Raw genomic sequence first — 21,584 nt, forward strand, 5'->3', positions numbered from 1 at the left:
ACCCGGGTGAACTGAACGTTGAAAAAATTTCTGCGCCGCTATCTTTATAAAAAACCTGCCCGGAAACTCGCTGTACAAGTCAAATCAGCAGTGGATTCTCTGGAAGGAGCCCTGCCGATCATCGTCATATCCTATAACAACGGTATCTATGTCGATCACTGTGTACGGCAGCTCAATGCACGATCCATCAAACCGCTCATTATTGATAACGCCTCGAAGGATGCTGAAACACTCGCTATCCTTTCTGAAATCAGCATGGCAAAACAGGCTTTTGTCGTACGATCTGCGATCAACATGGGGGCACGCACCGGGTTTCAGTGCCCGATTTATGATGTTTTACCGGATATTTTCGGTTACACCGATCCGGATTTGCTGTTTAACCGGCATCTGCCTGCAGATTTTATTCAGCAACTTATCGGTGTCTGCGATTACTTCAAGTGCTTCAAGGCGGGCTTTGCCCTGCCCTATCAGACCGAGCACGAGCTGACCAGTTGCCGCATGAAGTCAAGCCTCGGTAAAATTATTCCTTACGAAAAACTGGTGACTGTATCGCAATGGGAATCACGGTTCTGGAATAAGCCGCTCAAGCATGACCGGCTGGAAGTATACGCCGCGCCAATCGATACCACTTTCGCGATCTATCACAAAAAATACTATCGGGGGGATTTTTTCGATGCGGTACGGGTTGCCGGCAATTTTTCCGCACTGCACATGCCGTGGTTTCCCGATCTGGATCTGCTCTCGCCCCACCAGCGATCAACTTACCTGAAAGGCAATAAATCATCGACCTGGATCACAGACCGGATTTCGGACCCGTAGCGGCTGTCACCCGCCACGCTGTCCCGATTCTGACGGAATGCAACCATTAACCAGACACCGGTTCATTATGCGCGAGATTGGGCTTACCATCGGACTGCTGTCCATCAGCAACATTTTTATGACATTTGCCTGGTATGCACATCTGAAGGATTTAAGCAGCAAACCATGGCTGGTGGCAGCCCTGGTCAGCTGGGGAATTGCCTTCTTTGAATACATGCTGCAGGTGCCGGCAAATCGCATCGGATTCAGTGTTTTATCCCTGGGACAGCTCAAAATCCTGCAGGAAGTCATCACTCTGTCTGTATTCGTACCCTTCAGCCTGCTCTACATGAAAGAACCGCTCAAGCTCGACTACCTCTGGGCGGGGTTATGCATTCTCGGTGCGGTGTACTTCATTTTTCGCGGCGAGATAGCGGCGGATCAGTAACCATCTGAAGATTCAGGAGGATGCCGGGGAGATTTCCCGTCCTCCCGGCTGCTTGCAGCCTCCGCTGCTGCGGGTGGTGACATAATCCTCAGGAATTGCGCTGTTTTCACCAGCAACCCCCTGATCAGTCTCCACAGTTTTGGCAGCAGCCAGATTGCCAGGCCGATAAATATAACAAACAGGATCAGAAACAGAATCGGATGATTCAGCGCTGTCCACAGTCCGCCAACCACCATTAAATCTTCACTGATGGAAGCAGTCCAGTTGGACACCGGCTCTGGTGAAGTATTGATCATCAGGCGTGTACCGGTTTTGGCAGCATGACTGGTTGCCGCCGCTCCTCCGCCAAGAATACCTGCTGCAATTTCCAGTGCGGGCGAGACATCCCCCACAGCACCCGCAGCCAGCATGACACCGGCCGGGATACGCACGAAGGTCTGCAAGGCATCCGAAATACTGTCCACACCCGGTATCTTGTCAGCAAAGAACTGCACCAGATACATGACGCCCGCTGCTCCGATAATGAAAGGATTTTCCAGTACAGCCAGCTCATGCGGCAAAGTAATATTGCCGGTAGCGCCGCCCAGGCCCAGTATCAGTAATGCTGCATACAGATTGATGCCGCTTGCCCAGGAGCTGCCCATGGTAAGTGCCAGGGTTGCAACCAGATTTTCATAGCCGTTCATTCAGTCAATCTCCATTATTCCGCAAGTGCTATCGCCGGTTGCTGCAGCAGACGCTGCGCAAGCAGCCCGGCCCCCAGCAGGCCGGCTTTCGGATTCATCACCACATAAACCGGAATCTCGCGTACCAGTGCACTGTATCGCCCTTTGTTTACAAACGCCCGGATGAATCCGGGTTGCCGCAGAACCTGAATGATGCGCGGTGCAATCCCTCCTGCGATATAAACACCGCCCCGGCATAATCCGGTCAGCGCCAGGTTGCCTGCGTAAGTGCCATAAATTTCTGCAAACAGATCCAGCGCCTGCAAGGCGATCGGATACCGGTGCTCAAATGCCAGACGGGTTACGGTTGCGCCATCATCTGTATTCAGTTCAATACTTTTCAGATGCTCACCTTTAGCTGCGTCGGTCTGCAGAAAATTAAAAATATGAGTCAGCCCCTGGCCGGAAAGCAGTCGCTCAATTGAAACACGATGGAATTTTGCCATCAGGTAGCGAAGCAATTCAATCTGAGTCGCACTGGTTGGTGCAAAATCGACATGTCCCGCTTCCGTTGCCAGCGGTTCGTAATACCGTCCGTGCTTTATCAGCCAGGCAACCCCCATGCCTGTGCCCGCTCCCAGTACCACACGCGGTGCCGAAGGGGAAGGCTTGCCGGCCTGCAGGGTGACCAGATCACCCTGTGGCAGTACGTCGATAGAAGCTGCGGTTCCCTCAAAATCATTGACAATTTTTACAGCGGGAATCGAGAATTTCTCTGCAATGGCATGTGCACTGATTATCCAGGGCAGATTGGTCAGGTGTACTTCCTGTTCAACGACCGGCCCGGCTATGGCAAAACAGGCAACAGCCGGCTGGCAGCCGGACTGTGCCAGAAAATCTGCCAGAATGGCGTCAAAATCAGCATATTCATGACTGTCATAAAGATGCTCATGATGACATTCAACCACCCCGCCCCTGATTACAGCTGAGCGTAATAACGTCTTGGTGCCACCAATATCACCATACAACAGGTATTGATCCATCCGTTCTATCCTCTCCGGTTCAGTATGCATATCTATATCATTTATACCGGTAAAAATACCCGGAAACCGACTGTTTTTACCCTCAGTCAATAATCTCAAGGTAGCAAAAGCGACGGGGGCGGGTACAATAGGCCGCCAGTTTTTCCAATTTAATGTTTCCAGTTTAACGACCAGAAGCCCGGGCTGAATTCCGGCATGGCCGGCAGGTTTATTCCGGGCCCGTTCTCCCGGGATTGATTAGATCGTGATAAAAAATATGGGGGTATTGTGACAGATATCAGTGTTGCGGGTGATTTGCTGTTAAAAACCACAACTTTACAGCTCGACAACGTTGTGGCGGAATTGCGGGATGTGCGCACCACCGCACTTCTCAACCGGCAGGGAAATCTTAATCCACCCCAGCTCCCTTCCCGCAAGGTACTGGCCGGGATTATCGATGGCCTGCGTACCGCTTTGTATCCCAACCGGCTGGGGCCATCCGATCTGGCAGTGGAAGGCGTCGACCATTACGTTGGTCATACCCTGAATTCGTCATTGCGCGCCCTCCTGGTCCAGATTCAGCATGAGCTGTATTTCAATTCGGGAACGGAAGAACTCAATCATGAAACCTACGCACAGGCCGCCGAAATCACCCAGGCATTTGCCAGACGCCTGCCTGCAATTCGTCGCATACTTGATGAAGACGTACTGGCTGCTTATCAGGGCGATCCCGCTGCACGGGGAATTGATGAGGTGCTGGTGTGCTACCCGGGTGTTGCTGCCGTTACCTGGCACCGGCTGGCGCATGAGCTGTATCAGCTGGGCACACCGCTGATCGCCCGCATGATTTCTGAAATTGCCCATTCGCAAACCGGTATCGAAATCCATCCGGGGGCGCAAATCGGCAAAAGCTTCTTTATCGACCACGGTACTGGTGTCGTTATTGGTGAAACCACGGTTATTGGCAACAACGTACGTCTGTACCAGGCAGTCACTCTTGGTGCCAAAAGTTTTCAGGTGGACGAGCACGGTTCACTGGTCAAGGGAATCGCCCGCCATCCCATTGTAGAAGATGATGTGGTCATCTATGCCGGAGCAACTATTCTGGGGCGTATCACCATCGGACGCGGCTCCACCATCGGCGGCAATGTCTGGCTGACACGCAGTGTGCCTCCCGGCAGCCGCATCACCCAGGCGCAAACGCATAACGACTGAAACACGGTCAATCCATCACACCCGGACAACACGGATTCCTCTCACCCCGTTTTTTCATTTCCTGCAAACCGGTTTGCAGGAACCAGCCAACACGAAAATGAATACCGAACAATCGGCAAAAGGATTTTCCCGGTATCTGCCGGGGGAAACTAAAGCCTACGCTCACCAGTGGTTTTTTACGGCAGCATGCATTTACGCAATACTGGTCATCCCGCTGGCCATGCTGGCAAGGCATGGCCTTGGTCCGGCAGCCCTGGCTTTACCCGCCGGACATGCCTTTGAAATGCTGTTTGGGCTTGCCCCGGCGCTGATCGCCGGTTATCTGCTGGGACCGATGCCTGCCCGGCGGCTGGCGTGGTTTCTGGGTTGCTGGCTGCTGGCAAGAATCACTGGTCTGACGGCCCCTTTTGCCTGGTTTACACTGGCGTTCAATGCCCTGTTTGTCATACTGCTCGCCCGACAGTTGCTTCCCCGCCTGTGGGCCGCCAAAAAATGGCGTAACCGCTCACTTGTCCCTCTGCTTGGCCTGATCTGTATGACCACCATTGCGGTCATCCTGGCCGGCCGGTTTGATGCATACCTGCTGCACCGCTACCTGGTCGATGAAAGCGTGCAACTGTTCGCTTTACTGATGCTGTTTATCGGTGGCCGCATGCTGGCTCCGGCAGCCGCCGGGGAATTTTATCGTCAGGGCAGGGAGCTGGAGGCCCGGGTACAACCCAATATCGAAGGCAGTCTGATCATCACGATAACTGCTGCCTATCTGCTGGCACCCATTGCTGTCCCGCTTTCCGGCACCCTGCTGATCCTGAGCGGGATACTGGCGGGAATACGCCTGCTCCGCTGGCAGTTATGGCACTGCCTGGCGCGTCCTGATCTGATCTGTCTTGGGCTGGGTTACGGCTGGCTGGCATTGGGCCTGATCCTGCTGGGATGGGCAAAACTGAACGGTGGCAGTCATTTCAGCACGGTGGTACACGCCATTACCGTCGGCGCGCTGGGTACACTGGCAACCAACGTCATCGTGCGCGTCACCCTGCTGCACGTGAAGCAATATCCTTCACGCCTATTACTGATCGTGGTCATGACGGGATTCATGTCGATTGCCGCCATCACACGCATGGCGGCCAATCTGAGTGATCACCGGGAAATACTGCTGATCGTGGCCGCATCAGGCTGGAGCCTCGCTTTCCTGTTTGCGCTCTTCATCGTGCTGAAAGGCCTGATTGAACCGCGCGCAAAACGCACTTCCACCCAGTCATCACAAACGCCGGCAGTGTGAAAGCAACCGGTAGCGATGCTGTGGCAGGCAGAGCAATACCACCGTTACGCTCTATTTATCCAGCAACAATGACAGTAGCAACAAGCGCCCATACGCAGCGCTTTCCGGCAATTTCCTGTTAGCCCAGACTTTTGCTCACCACCTCATACACATCTTTGCTCAATTCCCGTTGTGCAAGAGATTCCAGTGCTTTGCGCATCAATGTGGCGTGTTCGTCAGTAAACTGACGCCAGTGTGTTAATGGCGTCAGCAGGCGGGCGGCTATTTGCGGGTTGCGCTGATCAATACCGGCGATTTGATCTGCCAGGAACTGATAGGCTTTGCCGGAACGATCATGAAAACCGGCAAAGTTCTGATTGGCAAACGCGGCAATCACAGCGCGCAGTTTATTCGGGTTGCGCGCATCGAACGCCGCGTGGTTTAAGAGCTGGTGCACGGTTTGTAATACCTCCCCCCAGGGTCGGGTGGCCTGTACCTGAAACCACATATTGACCACCAGTGCCTCGTGCTGCCATTGCTGATAAAACACCTGTAACGCCTCCTGTGCGGTTACATGGGCATGTTCAGCATGCACCAGTGCCCGCAAGGCAGCAAATTGATCGGTCATGTTGTCAGCCCGGGCAAATTGCTGCTGCGCCAGGTTGCGGTAATCAGCGTTGTCCAGATGCAGCAAATATGCCAGTGCTGCGTTGCGTAAACTGCGTGCTGCCATGGCAGACGCGGATAACCCCTGTGACTTGTCCTGCAGCGTCTGATAGCAGCTCAGCAGTTCTGTCTGCAACTGCGTGGCAATCTGCTGCTGCAATTGTGTTCTGGCCTGGCTGATTGCTGCCGGATTAGCCTTGTCATACAGGCTGGCCAGATATGGTTCGTTAGGCAAACTTAACATGCAGGCCAGTAATGCTGTATCCATGGAAGCGTGACCGGTGAGCAGCGGTCTGAATGTATCCAGCAGCACGGCTTGTTCGGCACGGTTGTCTTTGCCGTCGATAGCGTTGCACAACACAATGCGCATCAGGCTTTGTATGGCATCCCAGCGACAAAAACCATCGCTGTCCAGCAGAATCAGCTGTTGCAGTTGTGCCAGCTGACAGTCATAAAACACTTTAACGGGTGCGGAAAAACCACGTAATAAAGATGGTACCGGGTTTTCTGCTATTTGTTCAAAGACGATAGTTTGCTGTTCCCGGCAGATATCCAGTACGGTTTCTGTGCCTTTGTTCTGCCCGTCAATCATCAGAGCAAGTGCACCTTTACCGCCATACAGTGCAATTCTGAGCGGGATGTGCAGTGCCTTTTTCTCTGCCTGCCCGGGAGTGGCGGGGGTGTGCTGGCGAACTGTCAGACTGTACTGCTGCTGAACGGCATCATAGTTGTCGCTGATATACAGCTGCGGAGTGCCGGCCTGTGAATACCACAGACGAAACTGGCGCAAATCCCTGCCGGATACCTCCTCCATGCATTGCACGAAATCATCACAGGTGACTGCCTGACCATCAAAGCGGCTGAAATACAGATCAGTGGCTTGGCGGTACAGCTTGGGTCCCAGAATATTGGCCAGCATGCGCACCACTTCAGCCCCTTTTTCATAAATGGTGACGGTATAGAAATTAGATATTTCCATATAGGAATCCGGCCGTACCGGGTGTGCCATCGGACCGGCATCTTCAACAAACTGCACGCTGCGCATCAGGTTGGCATCTTCAATACGCTTGACTGCACGGCTGTTCATGTCTGCTGAAAATTCCGAATCACGATAAACCGTCAGCCCTTCTTTCAGACTTAACTGGAACCAGTCACGACAGGTAACGCGGTTACCCGACCAGTTATGAAAATATTCATGGCCAATCACCCCTTCCACACGCTGAAATGCCGCATCAGTGGTACTGGCCGGATGAGCCAGTACGCAGGAAGTATTGAATATGTTGAGCCCTTTGTTTTCCATGGCTCCCATATTGAAATCATCCACAGCAACAATCATGAAGCGATCCAGATCATATTCACGGCCATAGGTTTGCTCATCCCAGCGCATAGCCTTTTTGAGTGACTGCATGGCGAAATGGCATTTGTCCTGATCTTTGGCTTCCGTATAGATTTGCAATAAAACCTGCCGGCCTGATTGTGTGGTGAAGTGATCTTCCAGGCAGGCCAGGTTGCCTGCAACCAGTGCAAACAGGTAACCGGGTTTTTTGAAAGGATCGTGCCAGTGAACGATGCGTTTGCCATCCTGTACGGTGTCAGACACACAATTGCCATTGGATAGCATGGTCGAGCACATACCTTCTCCGGCAATGATCACTGTTTCAAATTCGCTCATGACATCCGGGCGATCCAGGTAATAGGTGATCTTGCGAAAACCCTCGGCCTCGCATTGCGTGCAATACATGCCACCTGAGCGATACAGTCCTTCCAGTGCAGTATTTTTCTCGGGATAGATACGGGTTTTGCAGTGCAGAACAAAACGTTCCGGCACGTTGTAAACCATCAGGTTTTGCGGTGTTGTCCGGTAATCCCCGATACCAAGCGAGCGCTTGTCAATGGCCAGGGCAAGTAATTCCAGCTGCTCGCCGTGCAGGATCAGGTGATCAGTTTTGATGCTTTGCGGATTACGGACAACAGTCAGCCGACTGCTGACATCGGTATAGCCTTCGTGCAGTTCGAAGGTTAAGTGGGTTTTCTCAATCAGGAATTCAGGTACGCGGTAATCGGCAAGGTAAGTAACAGGTGTGGCAGACATAATCAATCGTAAGCAATAGGTGGAAAATCTGCATTAACCCACTTCAGCCTTCTGATTTCAAGTTATACAGATCAATCCGGTATGAATTTCAGGACATTGCCGTTGATGCAGTAGCGCTTGTGGCCGGGAGGCGGACCGTCATTGAACACATGGCCAAGGTGGATACCGGAACTGGCACTGCGCACTTCAATCCGTTGCATGTAGCCGGAGTTGTCCTCATGATAGGTAACGGATCCTTCCATGGGTTCAATAAAACTGGGCCAGCCGGTGCCACTGTTAAATTTAGTCTGGCTGAGAAACAGCGTGGCACCGGTAATCGGATCCACAAACCTGCCGGGGCGTTTTTCATCCAGATTGGAGCCGGTAAAAGCACGTTCAGTCCCCTGTTCAAAGGCAATTTTCTGCTGTTCCGGTGTCAATAACTGAAATCCAAGCCATTGCCAGAATTTTTCCTTCTCTCCGTTATAGCCGGTGTAGCGCGCCACTTCCCTGCCTTCTCTGAATAACACCATGGTGGGAGAGGCAAACAGCGGTTTATCCAGCACCCAGCCAGCGGGCAGGCTGGCATTCAGTGTCGTGGCAACAGGAATATCCGCCTGCCAGTGATCAAGCATATCCTGTTTGAACTGCGCGCAGAATTCGCAGTTTTCAGATTCAAACACTATCAGTTGCTGTTCAAAGCTCAAATCTCTGCTGTTAAGTGGTTGCGTCTGGTGAGCGTGCGAGGTCGTGGAGGTGTCGTGTGAATGATGGCTGGCAGGGTATTTCACGCCAGTACCACCCAGGCCGCAATAACCATCCGGATTTTTTTCCAGATAATTCTGATGATATTCCTCCGCCGTGATGTAATTTTTCAGCGGTAAAATTTCAGTGGTAATTTGGCCGAATCCCGCGGCAGACAGTGCTTGCTGATAGGCGTCACGTGTGGCCAGCGCGAGGGTTTTCTGATTTTCGTCATGATGGTAAATGGCACTGCGGTAATTACTGCCGATGTCGTTACCCTGACGATCTCCCTGGGTAGGATTGTGACTTTCCCAGAATTTTGCCAGTACGCTTTTCAGCGACACCTGTTCCGGATTAAAGGTAACTTTGACGACTTCAGCATGGTTGCGTCCGCCGGCTTTGCCCATATGCAACCTGCGCTCAAAATCTAATACGTCTTCATAACCGGCATGAGTATTATCCCCTCCGGCATAGCCGCTTTCCACATCAATAACCCCGGGCAGTTCATTCATACGTTTTTCGGCGCCCCAGAAGCAGCCCATGCCCAGCACAACAGATTCTGTGTTTGCACCGGTAACCCTGCCGGTATGAGTGGAATTGGATGTCACAGTGCGCTCCATAGCAAAGATGGTTACGGCCATTGTCAGTATCAGGCCGGTGAATGCAGCAATTATTATTTTCATTTTTTCCAGACGTGAGACAGGAACAACTTTTTGACATTCATGCATATTTCCGGTTGGGCCTGAAAAATGATCAGAGGTTCCGTTCCCGGTAAATGTTCTGGCGGATCATGCCATGAATTCCCCCGGAACGGGATCAAAACCGGAATTGGCCGGGTATTCCGCCAACGATCCTGTTAAAAAAGCCTTTATGATGGAAATGAAGAACACTGTCCTGAAATCGGGTTTAAGATTCATAGTCGGCTGTTTTTCTTCCAAAATATGAAACGTTTATAACATTCTGATGGCAGTTTTTCCGATGAAATCCCTTGTAAATGACATGTCGAAAAGCAATTCATATTTTCAGGCTGCATTTGAACAGGCGACGGTAGGTATTGCGATTATTTCGCTGGATGGGCGCTGGCTGTGCGTCAATCACAAATTGTGTGCCATGCTGGGCTATACCCGGGATGAACTGATGGCACTGACTTTCCAGGATGTAACGCATCCGGATGACCTGAAAGCCGATCTCGACAACACCAGGCGCATATTGGGTGGTGAAGTTTCCACTTTTGCCATGGAAAAACGCTATATCCGCAAGGATGGCAGCGTTATCTGGATTAATCTCCGGGCTTCCCTGGTACGTAAACCGGATGATACGCCGGACTATTTCATTTCCATTATCGAGAACATACAAAGCCGCAAGGAAATTGAGGCCGATTTCAAAGAAGCAAAACGTATTGCCTGTCTTGGGCACTGGACATGGAATGGTGCTGACAAACTGACCTGGTCCAGTGAGGTTTACACCATTTATGGCCGGGATCCGGCACTGCCGCCGGCAAATGATCATGAAACAGCCGGTTACTACACGGCAGAAAGCTGGAACAGGCTATCGGCCGCGATGCAGAAATGCCTGAGTGAGGGCAGCGTATTTCAGTGTGACGCGGAAATCGTACGTCAGGATGGCTCCCACCGCTGGGTCATCACCCGCGGAGAAGCAATCCGGGATATTGATGGACGTATTATTGCCATGCATGGCACAACGCAGGACATTACCGCACGCAAACTGGCTGAAATGGCCCTGCAGGAAAGCAGGGAACAGCTCAGGCTGTTCATTGAACATGCACCGGCTGCACTGGCCATGTTTGACCGGGAAATGCGCTACCTGACCTACAGTCAGCGCTGGCGCACGGATTACCGGCTGGATGACCGTGATTTGTCAGGGATGAGTCACTATGACGTTTTTCCGGAAATCGGCGAAGAATGGAAAGCCCTTCATCGCCGCTGCCTGAATGGCGAAATCATACATGCCGAGGAAGACCGTCTCGTGCGGGCTGACGGCAGTGTACAGTGGCTTCGCTGGGAAATACGGCCCTGGTACCAGGGGAACGGCACAGTCGGTGGTATTGTCATGCTTACCGAAGATATTACCCGCCAGAAACAGACTGAAATAGCCCTGCAACAACTGAATATCGATCTGGAAGAGCGTATTGCAAGCCGCACCACTGAGCTGAAGGCACTCAACCAGTCACTGGAAAGTTTTGTCTATTCCGTTTCTCACGATCTGAAAGCGCCACTGCGTGGTGTGGATGGTTACAGCCGGCTGCTGGAAGAAGATTATGCCGATCAGCTGGATGACGAAGGATGTCTGTTCATTCGCAATATACGGGCGGGAGTACAGCAGATGAATGCGCTGATCAATGATTTGCTGGCTTATTCGCGTATGGAACGGTGTCAGCTGGAATCTGCCGCGCTGGATTTATCCGCACTGGTTGGGCAGGTACTGGCAGAGTTTCACAAGGATATTATGAACCGGGTTGAAATCATCGCCGATTTGCCACCACTCATGGTAAAAGGAGATCGCGACGGCCTGGCCATGGTACTGCGCAATCTGCTGGAAAATGCAATCAAATTCAGCCGGCATGCAGCGCACCCCCGTATCGAATTCGGCTTCGCGCGCGACAATGAACGGATCACCCTGTGGATCCGTGACAATGGTATCGGTTTTGACATGAAATACAGTCAGCGGATTTTCGAAATCTTTGAGCGTCTCCATCATCAGGAAGATTACCCCGGGACAGGAATAGGTCTGGCGCTGGCCAGAAAAGCCATTCATCGCATGGGGGGACAGATCTGGGTACAAAGTGCACCCGGAGAAGGTGCCACTTTCTATTTCCATCTGCCTGAATTTCAGCCATCTGAATTCCAGGAAAAACAGGAGTAACGATGTCATCTTCTGTAATGGATTTACTTCCACCCATCCTCCTTATTGAAGATAATCCGCAGGATGTGGATTTGACTCTGCGTGCTTTCAGGCGCTGCAGACTGGCCAGTCCCGTTCTGGTTGCACGGGATGGTGAGGAAGCCCTTGCCTGGATACCGCGCTGGGAAGCCGGAGAACCTCTGCCGGCAGTTATTCTGCTTGACCTGAGATTACCCAGGATCGATGGCCTTACCGTATTGCAGACACTCAAATCACATGCCGCATTACGCCGTATTCCGGTTGTCGTGCTGACCACTTCCAAAGAAGATCGTGATATTCAGGCCGCCTATGATCTGGGAGCCAACTCCTACATTGTCAAACCGGTTGATTTCGATAATTTTATGGATGTGGCACAGCAGATCAAGCTCTACTGGTGCGTACTCAATGAAACAAAAAGATAAAACCCCAATGCATGTCCTCTATATTGAAGACAGTCCCAGTGATGCAGATATTGCGTGCCGCACACTGGCGCGTATCGCACCTGATATTACCCTGACCACGGCGGTATCACTGGCTGAGGGGTTGCGCTATCTGGAACAGCCGGATCAGTTTGATGTGTTGCTGACTGATCTCAACCTGACGGATGGCTCCGGCCTGGAAATGCTGAGCTATGTCCGGGAACAGCGATTGCCACTGGCTGTGGTGATTGTTACCGGATCAGGCAGTCATGCCAGGGCGGTTGCCGCCTTCAGGGGCAGTGCTGATGGTTATCTCATCAAGGAAGGCGATTATCTGCAGCGGTTGCCGCGTGTGTTGTATAACGCGCGTGCACGTTTTCGTACCAGAAGCCCGAATCAGGATTCACCCTGGTCGCGAGTGCTGTATGTTGAACACAACCATTTTGACATCGACCTGATGCGCCGTCATCTGGCCAGGTATGCGCCGCATTTGCATTTGACAGCAGTAACAAATGCACAGGATGCACTGGCACTGCTGCCGGCCGATCCGGATCAGGCAGCGGATTTCGATATCCTGCTGATTGATTACTGCCTGCCGGGTATGGATGGCCTGGAACTTGTCAGGCTGTTACGCGAGGAACGCAAACTGGATATTCCTGTCGTGCTGATTACCGGACAGGGGAATGAGCAGGTAGCCGCGTATGCACTGCATCTGGGCGTGGAAGATTACCTGTCCAAGCATGAGGGTTATCTGTATGAAATTCCTGCCATGCTGGAGAAAGCACGGTGGCTGGCCGAGCTGACACGTCAGCGGATCGGCCTGAGGCAGGCAAATCTGCGTCTTTCCCATCTGCTGGCAGCCAGTCCGGTCGTATTGTACAACCTTCATTTTGCAGACGACGGACTGCAGATCGTTTGGGTCAGTGAAAACTGCAAACAGCTGCTTGGCTACACCCGGGAAGAAATATTTGCCCCCGGCTGGTGGGTTGCGCACTTGCATCCGGATGATCGCGAGTCGGCACTGGCACACCAGTCACTCCTGACGGCTGAGGATAAACTGGCGCATGAATACCGTTTTTATCACCGCGACGGACGAATCATCTGGTTGTTCGATGACCTGCGGTTAATTCGTGATGCCCGGGGTCGGCCGCAAGAAGTGGTTGGTGCTTTTCTGGACATCAGCGAACACAAACGGATCGAGCTTATCAGGCAGGCACATCAGTCGGCACTGGATCTGGTTATTGCCGGCCAGCCACTTCCAGCCATTCTGAGTGATATTGCCAGGCGCCTTGAAATGATCAGCCCCGGCATGCTCGTTTCCATCCTGCTGCTGGATAAGCAGACAAAATGCCTGAAACTGGGGGCGGCACCCAGTTTGCCGGATGACTACAACGCCGCGATTGATCAGCTGCAAATTGGCGAAGGTGTAGGCTCCTGTGGCGCAGCTGCTTTCCGGGGGCAGGCAGTCATTATTTCGGATATTGATCACCACGCAAACTGGCAGCCTTTCCGGGAGCTGACGCACGAAGCGGATTTGCATGCATGCTGGTCCCTGCCTTTCAAGGATGAGAAAGGGAGTGTACTGGGTACGTTCGCTGTTTATTACCGTACCGTGCGTGAACCTGCGCCGGCTGATCTGGCGCTGATTGAAGAATTTGCCTCCTTTACGGCACTGGTCGTACAAAAGATTTATGCGGCAGAAGCCCTGAGACTGGCGGCTACCGTATTTGAATCTATTCGCGAAGGCGTAGTGATTACCGATCTGGAGCCACGCATCGTTGCGGTTAATCAGGCATACACCGAGATTACCGGTTACAGCACAGCTCAGGTATTAGGCAAAAATCCGAAGATTATCCGGTCAGGCCGCCATGACAAGGCGTTTTATCAGGAGATGTGGTCCAGCCTGAAGGAAAAAGGTTACTGGAGCGGAGAAGTCTGGAATCGCCGTAAAAATGGCGAAATTTACCCGCAATGGCTGGCAATCAGTGCCGTGTGCATCAATCAGGCAAACTGCAACAAAGAAGGGCCCTGCAATTATGTGGGGGTATTTACTGACATTTCACAGCTCAAACAATCTGAAGCCAAGCTGGCACACCTGGCACATTACGATCCGCTAACCGGTCTGCCCAACCGGTTGCTGGTACAAACCCGTCTGCAGCACGCAATTGAACGCGCACAACGGCATGGATTGCTGGTGAGCGTACTTTATATCGATCTGGATCGTTTCAAGAATATCAATGACAGCCTGGGTCATCCGGCAGGAGATGAGTTACTGATCAAGCTGACAGAACGGCTGAAAAACCGCTTGCGCGAAGAAGATACCCTCGCGCACCTGGGAGGGGATGAATTTCTGCTGGTACTGGAAGACATCAAGGAACCGGGGGAAGCGGCAGTTGTGGCACAAATTCTGATCAACCTGCTTGCAACACCTTTTATGTTATCCAGCAGTCACGAAATTTTTATCAGTGCCAGCATTGGGATCAGCCTTTTTCCGGGTGATGCGCATAGTGTAACCGAGCTGATTCAGCATGCGGATATGGCGATGTATCAGGCGAAGAAAGAGGGCCGCAATACCTACCACTATCATACGGAAGCCTTGAGTGTTGCAGCGAATGAACGGCTGATCATGGAAAACCGTTTGCGCTACGCGCTTGCTGCCGGGGAATTTATCCTGCACTACCAGCCTTTGATTGATGCGCGTACCGGTAATACGGTCGGGGTGGAAGCGCTGGTACGCTGGCAGCCGCCGGGAAAGGCACTCGTTCCGCCTGGAAAATTTATCCCGATAGCAGAAGATACCGGCCTCATCGTGCCATTGGGTGAATGGGTGCTGCGCACTGCCTGTATGCAGGGCCGTGCCTGGATTGATGCCGGTCTGCCCCCCATTACGATGGCTGTCAACCTGTCGGTGCGGCAATTCCAGGCAGAAAATCTGATCGAGCAGGTGTGGAAAATACTGAAAGAAACCGGGCTGCCTGCAGCCTGCCTGGAACTGGAACTGACCGAAAGCATGTTCATGGAACATGCCGAGCATTCGATTGAGATACTGAATCAACTGAAAGCGCTGGGAGTCCGGCTGGCGATTGATGATTTTGGTACCGGCTATTCATCGCTGATTTATCTGAAGCGTTTTCCTATCGACAAGCTGAAGATTGACCAGAGTTTTGTACGTGACCTGGCACATGACCCCAATGATCGTGAAATTGCCGCAACAATTATTGCCATGGCGCGCGGGCTGAAACTGGGCGTACTGGCAGAAGGAATCGAATCGGAACAGCAGCTGGATTTTCTGCGCCAGCACGATTGCGATTATTACCAGGGATACCTGTTTCATCGCCCGGTGCCGGCAGCCGAGCTTGAAGCATGGCTGCGCGAGCACTCGGCTTTTCAGTAAATTACCGGTATCAGCGGGTGGAACAGGTGGCTGCAGATACCCATCGCACCATGTACAGACCCGGCATCTGCATCCGCATTCACAGCGTATTGTGACCGGAAACAAGCCCGGCACCGGCTGCGGGCACAAAATCACGGGTGATGCTAGACTCCCGGACTGATTTGCAGTGTCAAACACATAGTGGAGGAAACACAATGAAACGAGAAACAGTTGCCATTCACGGTGGTTTTGCCGGTGATCCGCAGACACATGCGGTAGCAGTCCCCATCTATCAGACCACCAGCTACTATTTTGACGATACCCAGCACGGAGCTGATCTGTTCGATCTGAAGGTGCAGGGCAATATCTACACACGCATCATGAACCCGACCACAGCTGTGCTGGAAGAGCGGGTGGCGTTGCTGGAAGGCGGAGTGGGTGCACTGGCGCTGGCTTCCGGTATGGCGGCCATCACCGCCTGTGTACAGACGCTGGCCAGGACGGGTGATAACATCATTTCCACCAGCCAGGTGTATGGCGGGACCTACAATTTTTTTTGCCATACGCTGCCCAATCAGGGGATTGAAGTCCGCATGGTGGATGGACGCAATCCGGCAGCGATTGCCGCTGCCATCGACGATAAAACCCGGATGGTTTATTGCGAATCACTGGGTAATCCGGCGGGTAACGTGGTGGATATTGCGGTACTGGCTGAAGCAGCGCATGCAGTCGGCATACCGCTGGTGGTGGATAACACCGTACCCACCCCGGTGCTTTGCCGCCCCTTCGAGCATGGTGCCGATATTATCGTCCATGCCTTAACCAAATATATGGGCGGGCATGGCACCAGTATCGGCGGAATTATTGTGGATTCCGGCAGGTTTCCGTGGAAAGACAATCCGCGTTTTCCGCAATTCAACAAGCCTGATCCCAGCTATCACGGTGTGGTGTACGTGGATGCGTTTGGCCCGGCAGCATTTATCGGCCGCGCACGAGTGGTGCCGCTGCGCAATATGGGGGCGGCAATTTCACCCTTTAATTCCTTCCTGATTTTACAGGGGATTGAAACCCTGCCGCTGCGGATGGAACGCCACTGTTTTAACGCGCTGGAGATTGCCCGCTATCTGCAGAAACACCCCAAAGTCAACTGGGTCAATTTTGCCGGCCTGGAAGATAATCGCGATTACGCACTGGCGCAGAAATACATGGATGGCGGTATTCCTTCATCCATCCTGAGCTTTGGGATCAAGGGAGGGCGTGAAGCCTGCGCCCGTTTCATGGATAAACTGGAGCTGATCACACTGCTGGTCAACATTGGTGATGCCAAAACCCTGGCCTGCCACCCTGCCACGACCACTCACCGCCAGCTCAATGATGAAGAACTGGCCAAAGCGGGTGTCAGTGCCGATCTGGTACGTTTATGTGTCGGTATCGAGCACATTGATGACCTGATTGCCGATATTGAACAGGCATTTGAGGAAGTATAGGTATACCGTACGTGTAAATCGCTGCCTATACGCTATCAAGCTTCTGGTGCAACTGGACAGCAGCACTAAAGGTTATACAGGGCAATGAGTCAGGCCAAATTCCAGCCCCGCGCGTACTTGGCGACCTGCGGGCCAGGTGCCGCACAGGAGCATCGCGGCAGCAAGCCTGGGAGCGCTGCAGCGGGCGAGTCAGCTCACAACCAGCAACCACACGACTTACCCTTCATCGTATATTCCCATACCTTCATCGCTCCCCAAAAGCGAAAGTACAATCGTTCGCTGCACTTTCATGTGTAGCGGGCGGATTTCATACTGCCAGATTGGCTTTTGTGGCTCTGGCTTTGGGGAAGTACTCTTCTGAATCCTTGATCCCCCATCATGAACACCTTTAGCATGTGCGGGATCAGCGTCACCGTAGCTGCAGCCATGAAGTCCAAGGCGTAGCCGTGCCCCAGTCAGGATTCACAACAAACTAAGGACGTATGGGCCAACTGCCCTCGCAAGGAGACTGAGCCGACTCGGCTTCCCGGCCAGGCTGCTTCGCCGGCTTGCCCCCTGATGCGGACAAGGCCGATCACCTCAACAGAAAGCGCAAATCCCCCCGTCGCGCCCTGCGGTAGCATGCTTGAGGCATGGCATGAAGTTCCATGACGAGTTCGTGCGGCATATCAGGGACCACCCTTCATAACATTGTGGAGATGAACCGTCAGCATTGAGCACGGCATCCATTTGCACAACCCAGTCCAGCAAGTGAAGGAAAAACACAGCGACCATCGCATCGCCATGGCACGCGATCATTTAGGAAATGCGCATTATTAGGGCCTAATTGCCAAGATCGAAGATCTATTCCAGCTCAAACGAGCAAGCTGAAAGTTAGGTTTTACCAAACGCAAGGAAAAAAATTGAATATGAAGGGGAGAAAATCTTGATAGAGCAGGAGAACATCGTCCGGTATTGGTACGCAGTCGAGCTGCTTCAACCCCAATCAGCGCCCAAACTAAAGAAACGCAGTAACTCATATAGTGCGTTCATTCACGACACGCCAATCCGGCATCCTGTTCTTCCCTGGGCTTCTGAGAGTGTCGTAAGCAAACAGGTATTACCCAAGAAGCGCGTTTGGAGCCACACACTCTATGCTCACCTGTATGACAGTCGGCTCGTCGCGGAAAAACTGAAGGAAGCTTATGGGGCCGATCAAGGTTATCGGGAGCCACAGTTTCGAGAATCGGCGCTGTTCGCTGCGAAGTTCACCATGGCCGGCCAAATGGTCGATAACAGTTTCGTACTCTCCAGTGAGGCGTGGTTCTTGGGGCGGGTACTGACTGGAAAGGATTGGACAAGGGGATTCGAGGACGATCAAAAAGCTGCCGGCGATCAGGCGAAAACTCTGCTTGCAGGCCAGGTATCCGGAGACTCCCTGCGGGAGTTGACCCAATGGATTCTCCAGTTCCTCGGCGTGGCTGACTTCTTTGGTCATATGGATCGGCATCAATTTCGTTTTCGTTCCCAACCCGTCAAGCCTGACAAGCCCGAATCGGAAGACAATCCGCTCAACAGCTTCTTGCTCGATGATCTTGCCGATGTCGCCGACAGCATCAGTCAGGGCGTGAAAAGTGACCCACTGGATCAATACCTCCGCCAGTACGACCCCCAGCAGCGTCTGCACGTTGACGATGATCGCGCGTCCCTGCCGCTGATCGACAGACTGATGCCGGATGCCTACGCCAATAGCTGCTGGCCCTCCGAGCGGCATTTGGGACTTGTGCATTCTCAGCAACTGGCCGTTAATACGATCCTGGCCACCCCAGGTAATGGCCAGGGACTGCTGGGCATCAACGGCCCGCCAGGCACGGGTAAGACGACGCTGCTGCGCGACTTGATTGCCACCATTATTGCCAGCCGGGCCGATGCACTTGCCAAGTTGCGCCGAGCCTCCGACGGGTTCGCGAACAACGGGCGTGAAGAGGCCAGTGACGGTGGCAAGCCGCAGGCTTGCTTCAGGCTCAACCCAGCGCTATATGGCTTCGAGATCGTGGTCGCCTCGTCCAATAACGGCGCCGTGGAGAATGTCACGCTCGAATTGCCCCAGCGCGACAAGATCGACGAGAGCTGGCTGCCGGATGCTGAGTACTTCGCCGATCTGGGGGAGCTGACCAGCGGCAAACCAGCCTGGGGACTGATTTCCGGTGCACTGGGCAGCAAGGCCCGGCGGAAAAATTTCGTGGATTGCTATTTCTTTGGTCAGCGCCCCTTTGGCGGCAAGGACAAGGCAGATTCGGAAGCTGAAGAAGATGCAGATGTCGAGTCAGACGAGGAAATCGAGAACACCGTAGATACCCAGTCCTCCGACCTTTCCGCTTTGGAAACTTTGGAAGAGAGTGACGGTGGCAACGATGATCACGACAATGCGTCCCCCGAAAAAGACAAAGGCCCGCAGGGCTTCTGGGGTTGGCTCAACACGCATGCCGAGATCAATGCGGCCCGCTCATCGGAACAACGCCAGGCACATTGGCTCCCCAACCGACAATCCGCACAGACACTGGCCGACGAAGCCACCCCGTGGGGACGCATGGCCGGGCCGATCGGTAGCAAGACTTGGGTTGGGTTGCCACTGGTCGTACATCGCCGCTGCGACAGGCCGATGCACGAGCTCGCCAATCGTATCGCCTATGACGGTGCCATGGTGTACGGAACGATCGCACCAGATCCCGAGAAGGAGACGCGCGCCAGCTTGTTGACTGGCTGGATACATGCTAATGGCACGTCGCAAGGGAATTGGGTACCCGCCGAAGGGAAGGTATTGCAGGAACTGCTGGCGCTATTGCGTGAGGATGGCGTGGAGGCCAAAGACATATCCGTCATCACGCCCTTCACCGACGTACGAAACAATCTCAAACGAATAGTGGGCAAGAAAATGGTGTTCGGTACGATTCACACCATGCAGGGCAAGCAAGCGCCGGTTGTCATCCTGGTACTGGGTGGCAACACGGCTGGCTCAGGCGCCCGCAATTGGGCCGTTTCGGAGCCCAATCTCCTCAACGTGGCTGCGACGCGGGCCAAGCGACGTTTCTATGTGGTCGGCGACAGAAACGACTGGAAGAATCGCTCGCTATTCTGTGATGTCATGGATCTTCTGCCCCTCCAGAAAATCCCGGCGCGCGAACGGGAACAGATGTCACTCCCTCAATAACCGCATATTGGGGTCGACTGGGTCGTTCTGCAGCTTGTGTTTGAGCAGGTGTAAGTGAAACACTGGCAGCGACGTGGTGCTTTTGCATTGGTTGTTAAAACTTGGCGCAACCATCAGGCCGCGCCCTGAAAAACAGCTTGCACCGCCTCACCTACGTTTTTCAGAAGATTCCTGATTGTTCAATTTCAAATAAGGGTCAGATTTTCGATACTTGCCCCGGTATCAAGTTTTTTCGCTTCCGATCCGTGCAATTTGATTTGCAGCCGCAGTTCGTTCATGGAATCGGCATTGCGCAAGGCATCTTCGTAGGAAATGACGCCATTCTCATAAAGTTCGAACAGCGCCATATCAAAAGTCTGCATACCCAGCTCACCTGATTTCTTCATGATTTCCTTGATTTCATGCACATTTCCCTTGAATATCAGATCGGAAATCAGGGGAGAGTTGAGCATTATTTCAATCGCTGCAGCACGTCCGCTGCCTGTTTTTTTGGGAATCAGCCTTTGCGCCACCAGTGCTCGCATATTCAGGGATAAATCCATCAGCAGCTGAGCACGCCGCTCTTCCGGAAAGAAGTTAATAATACGGTCGAGTGCCTGATTGGCACTGTTTGCATGCAGGGTGCCCATGCATAAATGCCCGGTCTCGGCAAAGGCAATGGCGTGCTCCATTGTTTCCCGATCACGAATTTCGCCAATCAGGATAACGTCGGGCGCCTGCCGCAGCGTATTCTTCAGCGCAGCCTCCCATGATTCCGTATCCACCCCGACTTCCCGCTGGGTGATGACACAGTTGATATGCTCATGCACATATTCAACCGGGTCTTCGATGGTAATAATGTGTCCGTGGCTGTTTTTGTTGCGATAGCCGATCAGCGCTGCCATTGAGGTTGATTTTCCCGAACCGGTTCCACCGACAAAAATCACCAGGCCACGCTTGCTCATGACAATTTCTTTCAGTACCTGGGGCAACCCTAAATCATCAAAATCCGGGATTTTCGTGGTAATTGTCCGTAACACAACCCCTGTTCGCTGCTGCTGAACAAAGGCATTGACGCGAAAGCGGCCGATCCCCTCCGGATTAATCGCAAAATTGCACTCCTTGCTGGATTCAAACTCTGCTGCCTGCTTGTCATTCATGATGGCTTGCGCCAGTGCTGCGGTATGTACGGAAGAAAGCGGCTGCTGTGTAACGGGTGTCATCTTGCCGTCAATTTTCATCGCCGGCGGATAACCTGACGTGATAAACAAATCGGAAGCCTTCTTGCTGAGCATCAGCCGCAGCAAATCATGCATAAATTTGAGTGCCTGTTCTTTTTCCATAA

Annotated in this window: 14 protein-coding genes; 9 read left to right on the top strand and 5 right to left on the bottom strand. The window is 52.9% G+C overall.

Annotated elements, in window-relative coordinates; all coding sequences use genetic code 11:
• Window positions 1-18: 18 nt before the first annotated feature.
• Window positions 19-819, top strand: coding sequence for a hypothetical protein (locus tag IT527_RS08010; RefSeq protein WP_292968008.1), 801 nt, complete (start codon window positions 19-21; stop codon window positions 817-819).
• A 67-nt stretch (window positions 820-886) separates the two neighbouring features.
• Window positions 887-1,246, top strand: coding sequence for a DMT family protein (locus IT527_RS08015; RefSeq protein WP_292968042.1), 360 nt, complete (start codon window positions 887-889; stop codon window positions 1,244-1,246).
• On the opposite strand, the gene IT527_RS08020 is transcribed toward IT527_RS08015, so the two are convergent.
• Window positions 1,240-1,932, bottom strand: a complete 693-nt coding sequence (locus IT527_RS08020; protein ID WP_292968009.1) for a DUF4126 domain-containing protein — start codon at window positions 1,930-1,932, stop codon at window positions 1,240-1,242. The two genes, IT527_RS08015 and IT527_RS08020, sit on opposite strands and share 7 nt — an antisense overlap.
• 14 nt (window positions 1,933-1,946) lie before the next feature.
• The gene (gene glk, locus IT527_RS08025; RefSeq protein ID WP_363278129.1) at window positions 1,947-2,984 is read right to left on the bottom strand and encodes a glucokinase; all 1,038 of its coding nucleotides are present in this window, start codon (window positions 2,982-2,984) and stop codon (window positions 1,947-1,949) included.
• Window positions 2,985-3,221: 237 nt separating this feature from the next.
• Here glk and epsC point away from each other — a divergent pair, with 237 nt between their 5' ends.
• Together epsC and IT527_RS08035 are read left to right on the top strand one after the other, a co-directional pair.
• Complete coding sequence (gene epsC / locus IT527_RS08030; protein ID WP_292968010.1) at window positions 3,222-4,148, top strand: serine O-acetyltransferase EpsC; 927 nt, start codon at window positions 3,222-3,224, stop codon at window positions 4,146-4,148.
• A 97-nt stretch (window positions 4,149-4,245) separates the two neighbouring features.
• On the top strand, window positions 4,246-5,430 hold the full coding sequence (locus IT527_RS08035; protein ID WP_292968011.1) for an NnrS family protein: 1,185 nt from the start codon (window positions 4,246-4,248) through the stop codon (window positions 5,428-5,430).
• A gap of 118 nt (window positions 5,431-5,548) precedes the next feature.
• On the opposite strand, the gene pepN is transcribed toward IT527_RS08035, so the two are convergent.
• Window positions 5,549-8,167: an aminopeptidase N gene (gene pepN, locus IT527_RS08040; protein ID WP_292968012.1), complete on the bottom strand. Its 2,619-nt coding sequence runs from the start codon at window positions 8,165-8,167 to the stop codon at window positions 5,549-5,551.
• A 71-nt stretch (window positions 8,168-8,238) separates the two neighbouring features.
• The gene (gene msrA / locus IT527_RS08045; RefSeq protein ID WP_292968013.1) at window positions 8,239-9,573 is read right to left on the bottom strand and encodes a peptide-methionine (S)-S-oxide reductase MsrA; all 1,335 of its coding nucleotides are present in this window, start codon (window positions 9,571-9,573) and stop codon (window positions 8,239-8,241) included.
• 316 nt (window positions 9,574-9,889) lie between these two features.
• Here msrA and IT527_RS08050 point away from each other — a divergent pair, with 316 nt between their 5' ends.
• From IT527_RS08050 to IT527_RS08070, 5 genes are all read left to right on the top strand, one after another.
• Complete coding sequence (locus IT527_RS08050; protein WP_292968014.1) at window positions 9,890-11,773, top strand: PAS domain S-box protein; 1,884 nt, start codon at window positions 9,890-9,892, stop codon at window positions 11,771-11,773.
• Window positions 11,774-11,775: 2 nt separating this feature from the next.
• Window positions 11,776-12,213: a response regulator gene (locus tag IT527_RS08055; RefSeq protein ID WP_292968015.1), complete on the top strand. Its 438-nt coding sequence runs from the start codon at window positions 11,776-11,778 to the stop codon at window positions 12,211-12,213.
• Window positions 12,197-15,604, top strand: a complete 3,408-nt coding sequence (locus IT527_RS08060; protein ID WP_363278132.1) for an EAL domain-containing protein — start codon at window positions 12,197-12,199, stop codon at window positions 15,602-15,604. Before IT527_RS08055 ends, IT527_RS08060 begins: the two co-directional genes overlap by 17 nt.
• A gap of 194 nt (window positions 15,605-15,798) precedes the next feature.
• Entirely contained in the window at window positions 15,799-17,070 is a 1,272-nt protein-coding gene (locus tag IT527_RS08065) for an aminotransferase class I/II-fold pyridoxal phosphate-dependent enzyme (protein ID WP_292968016.1), read from the top strand.
• A 925-nt stretch (window positions 17,071-17,995) separates the two neighbouring features.
• A complete protein-coding gene (locus IT527_RS08070; protein WP_292968017.1) occupies window positions 17,996-20,260 on the top strand; it encodes a DEAD/DEAH box helicase in 2,265 nt (754 codons plus the stop codon).
• A gap of 185 nt (window positions 20,261-20,445) precedes the next feature.
• On the opposite strand, the gene IT527_RS08075 is transcribed toward IT527_RS08070, so the two are convergent.
• On the bottom strand, window positions 20,446-21,582 hold the full coding sequence (locus tag IT527_RS08075; RefSeq protein ID WP_292968018.1) for a PilT/PilU family type 4a pilus ATPase: 1,137 nt from the start codon (window positions 21,580-21,582) through the stop codon (window positions 20,446-20,448).
• Window positions 21,583-21,584: the final 2 nt, after the last annotated feature.

The organism is Nitrosomonas sp. (assembly GCF_020852615.1).
Lineage (GTDB): Bacteria > Pseudomonadota > Gammaproteobacteria > Burkholderiales > Nitrosomonadaceae > Nitrosomonas.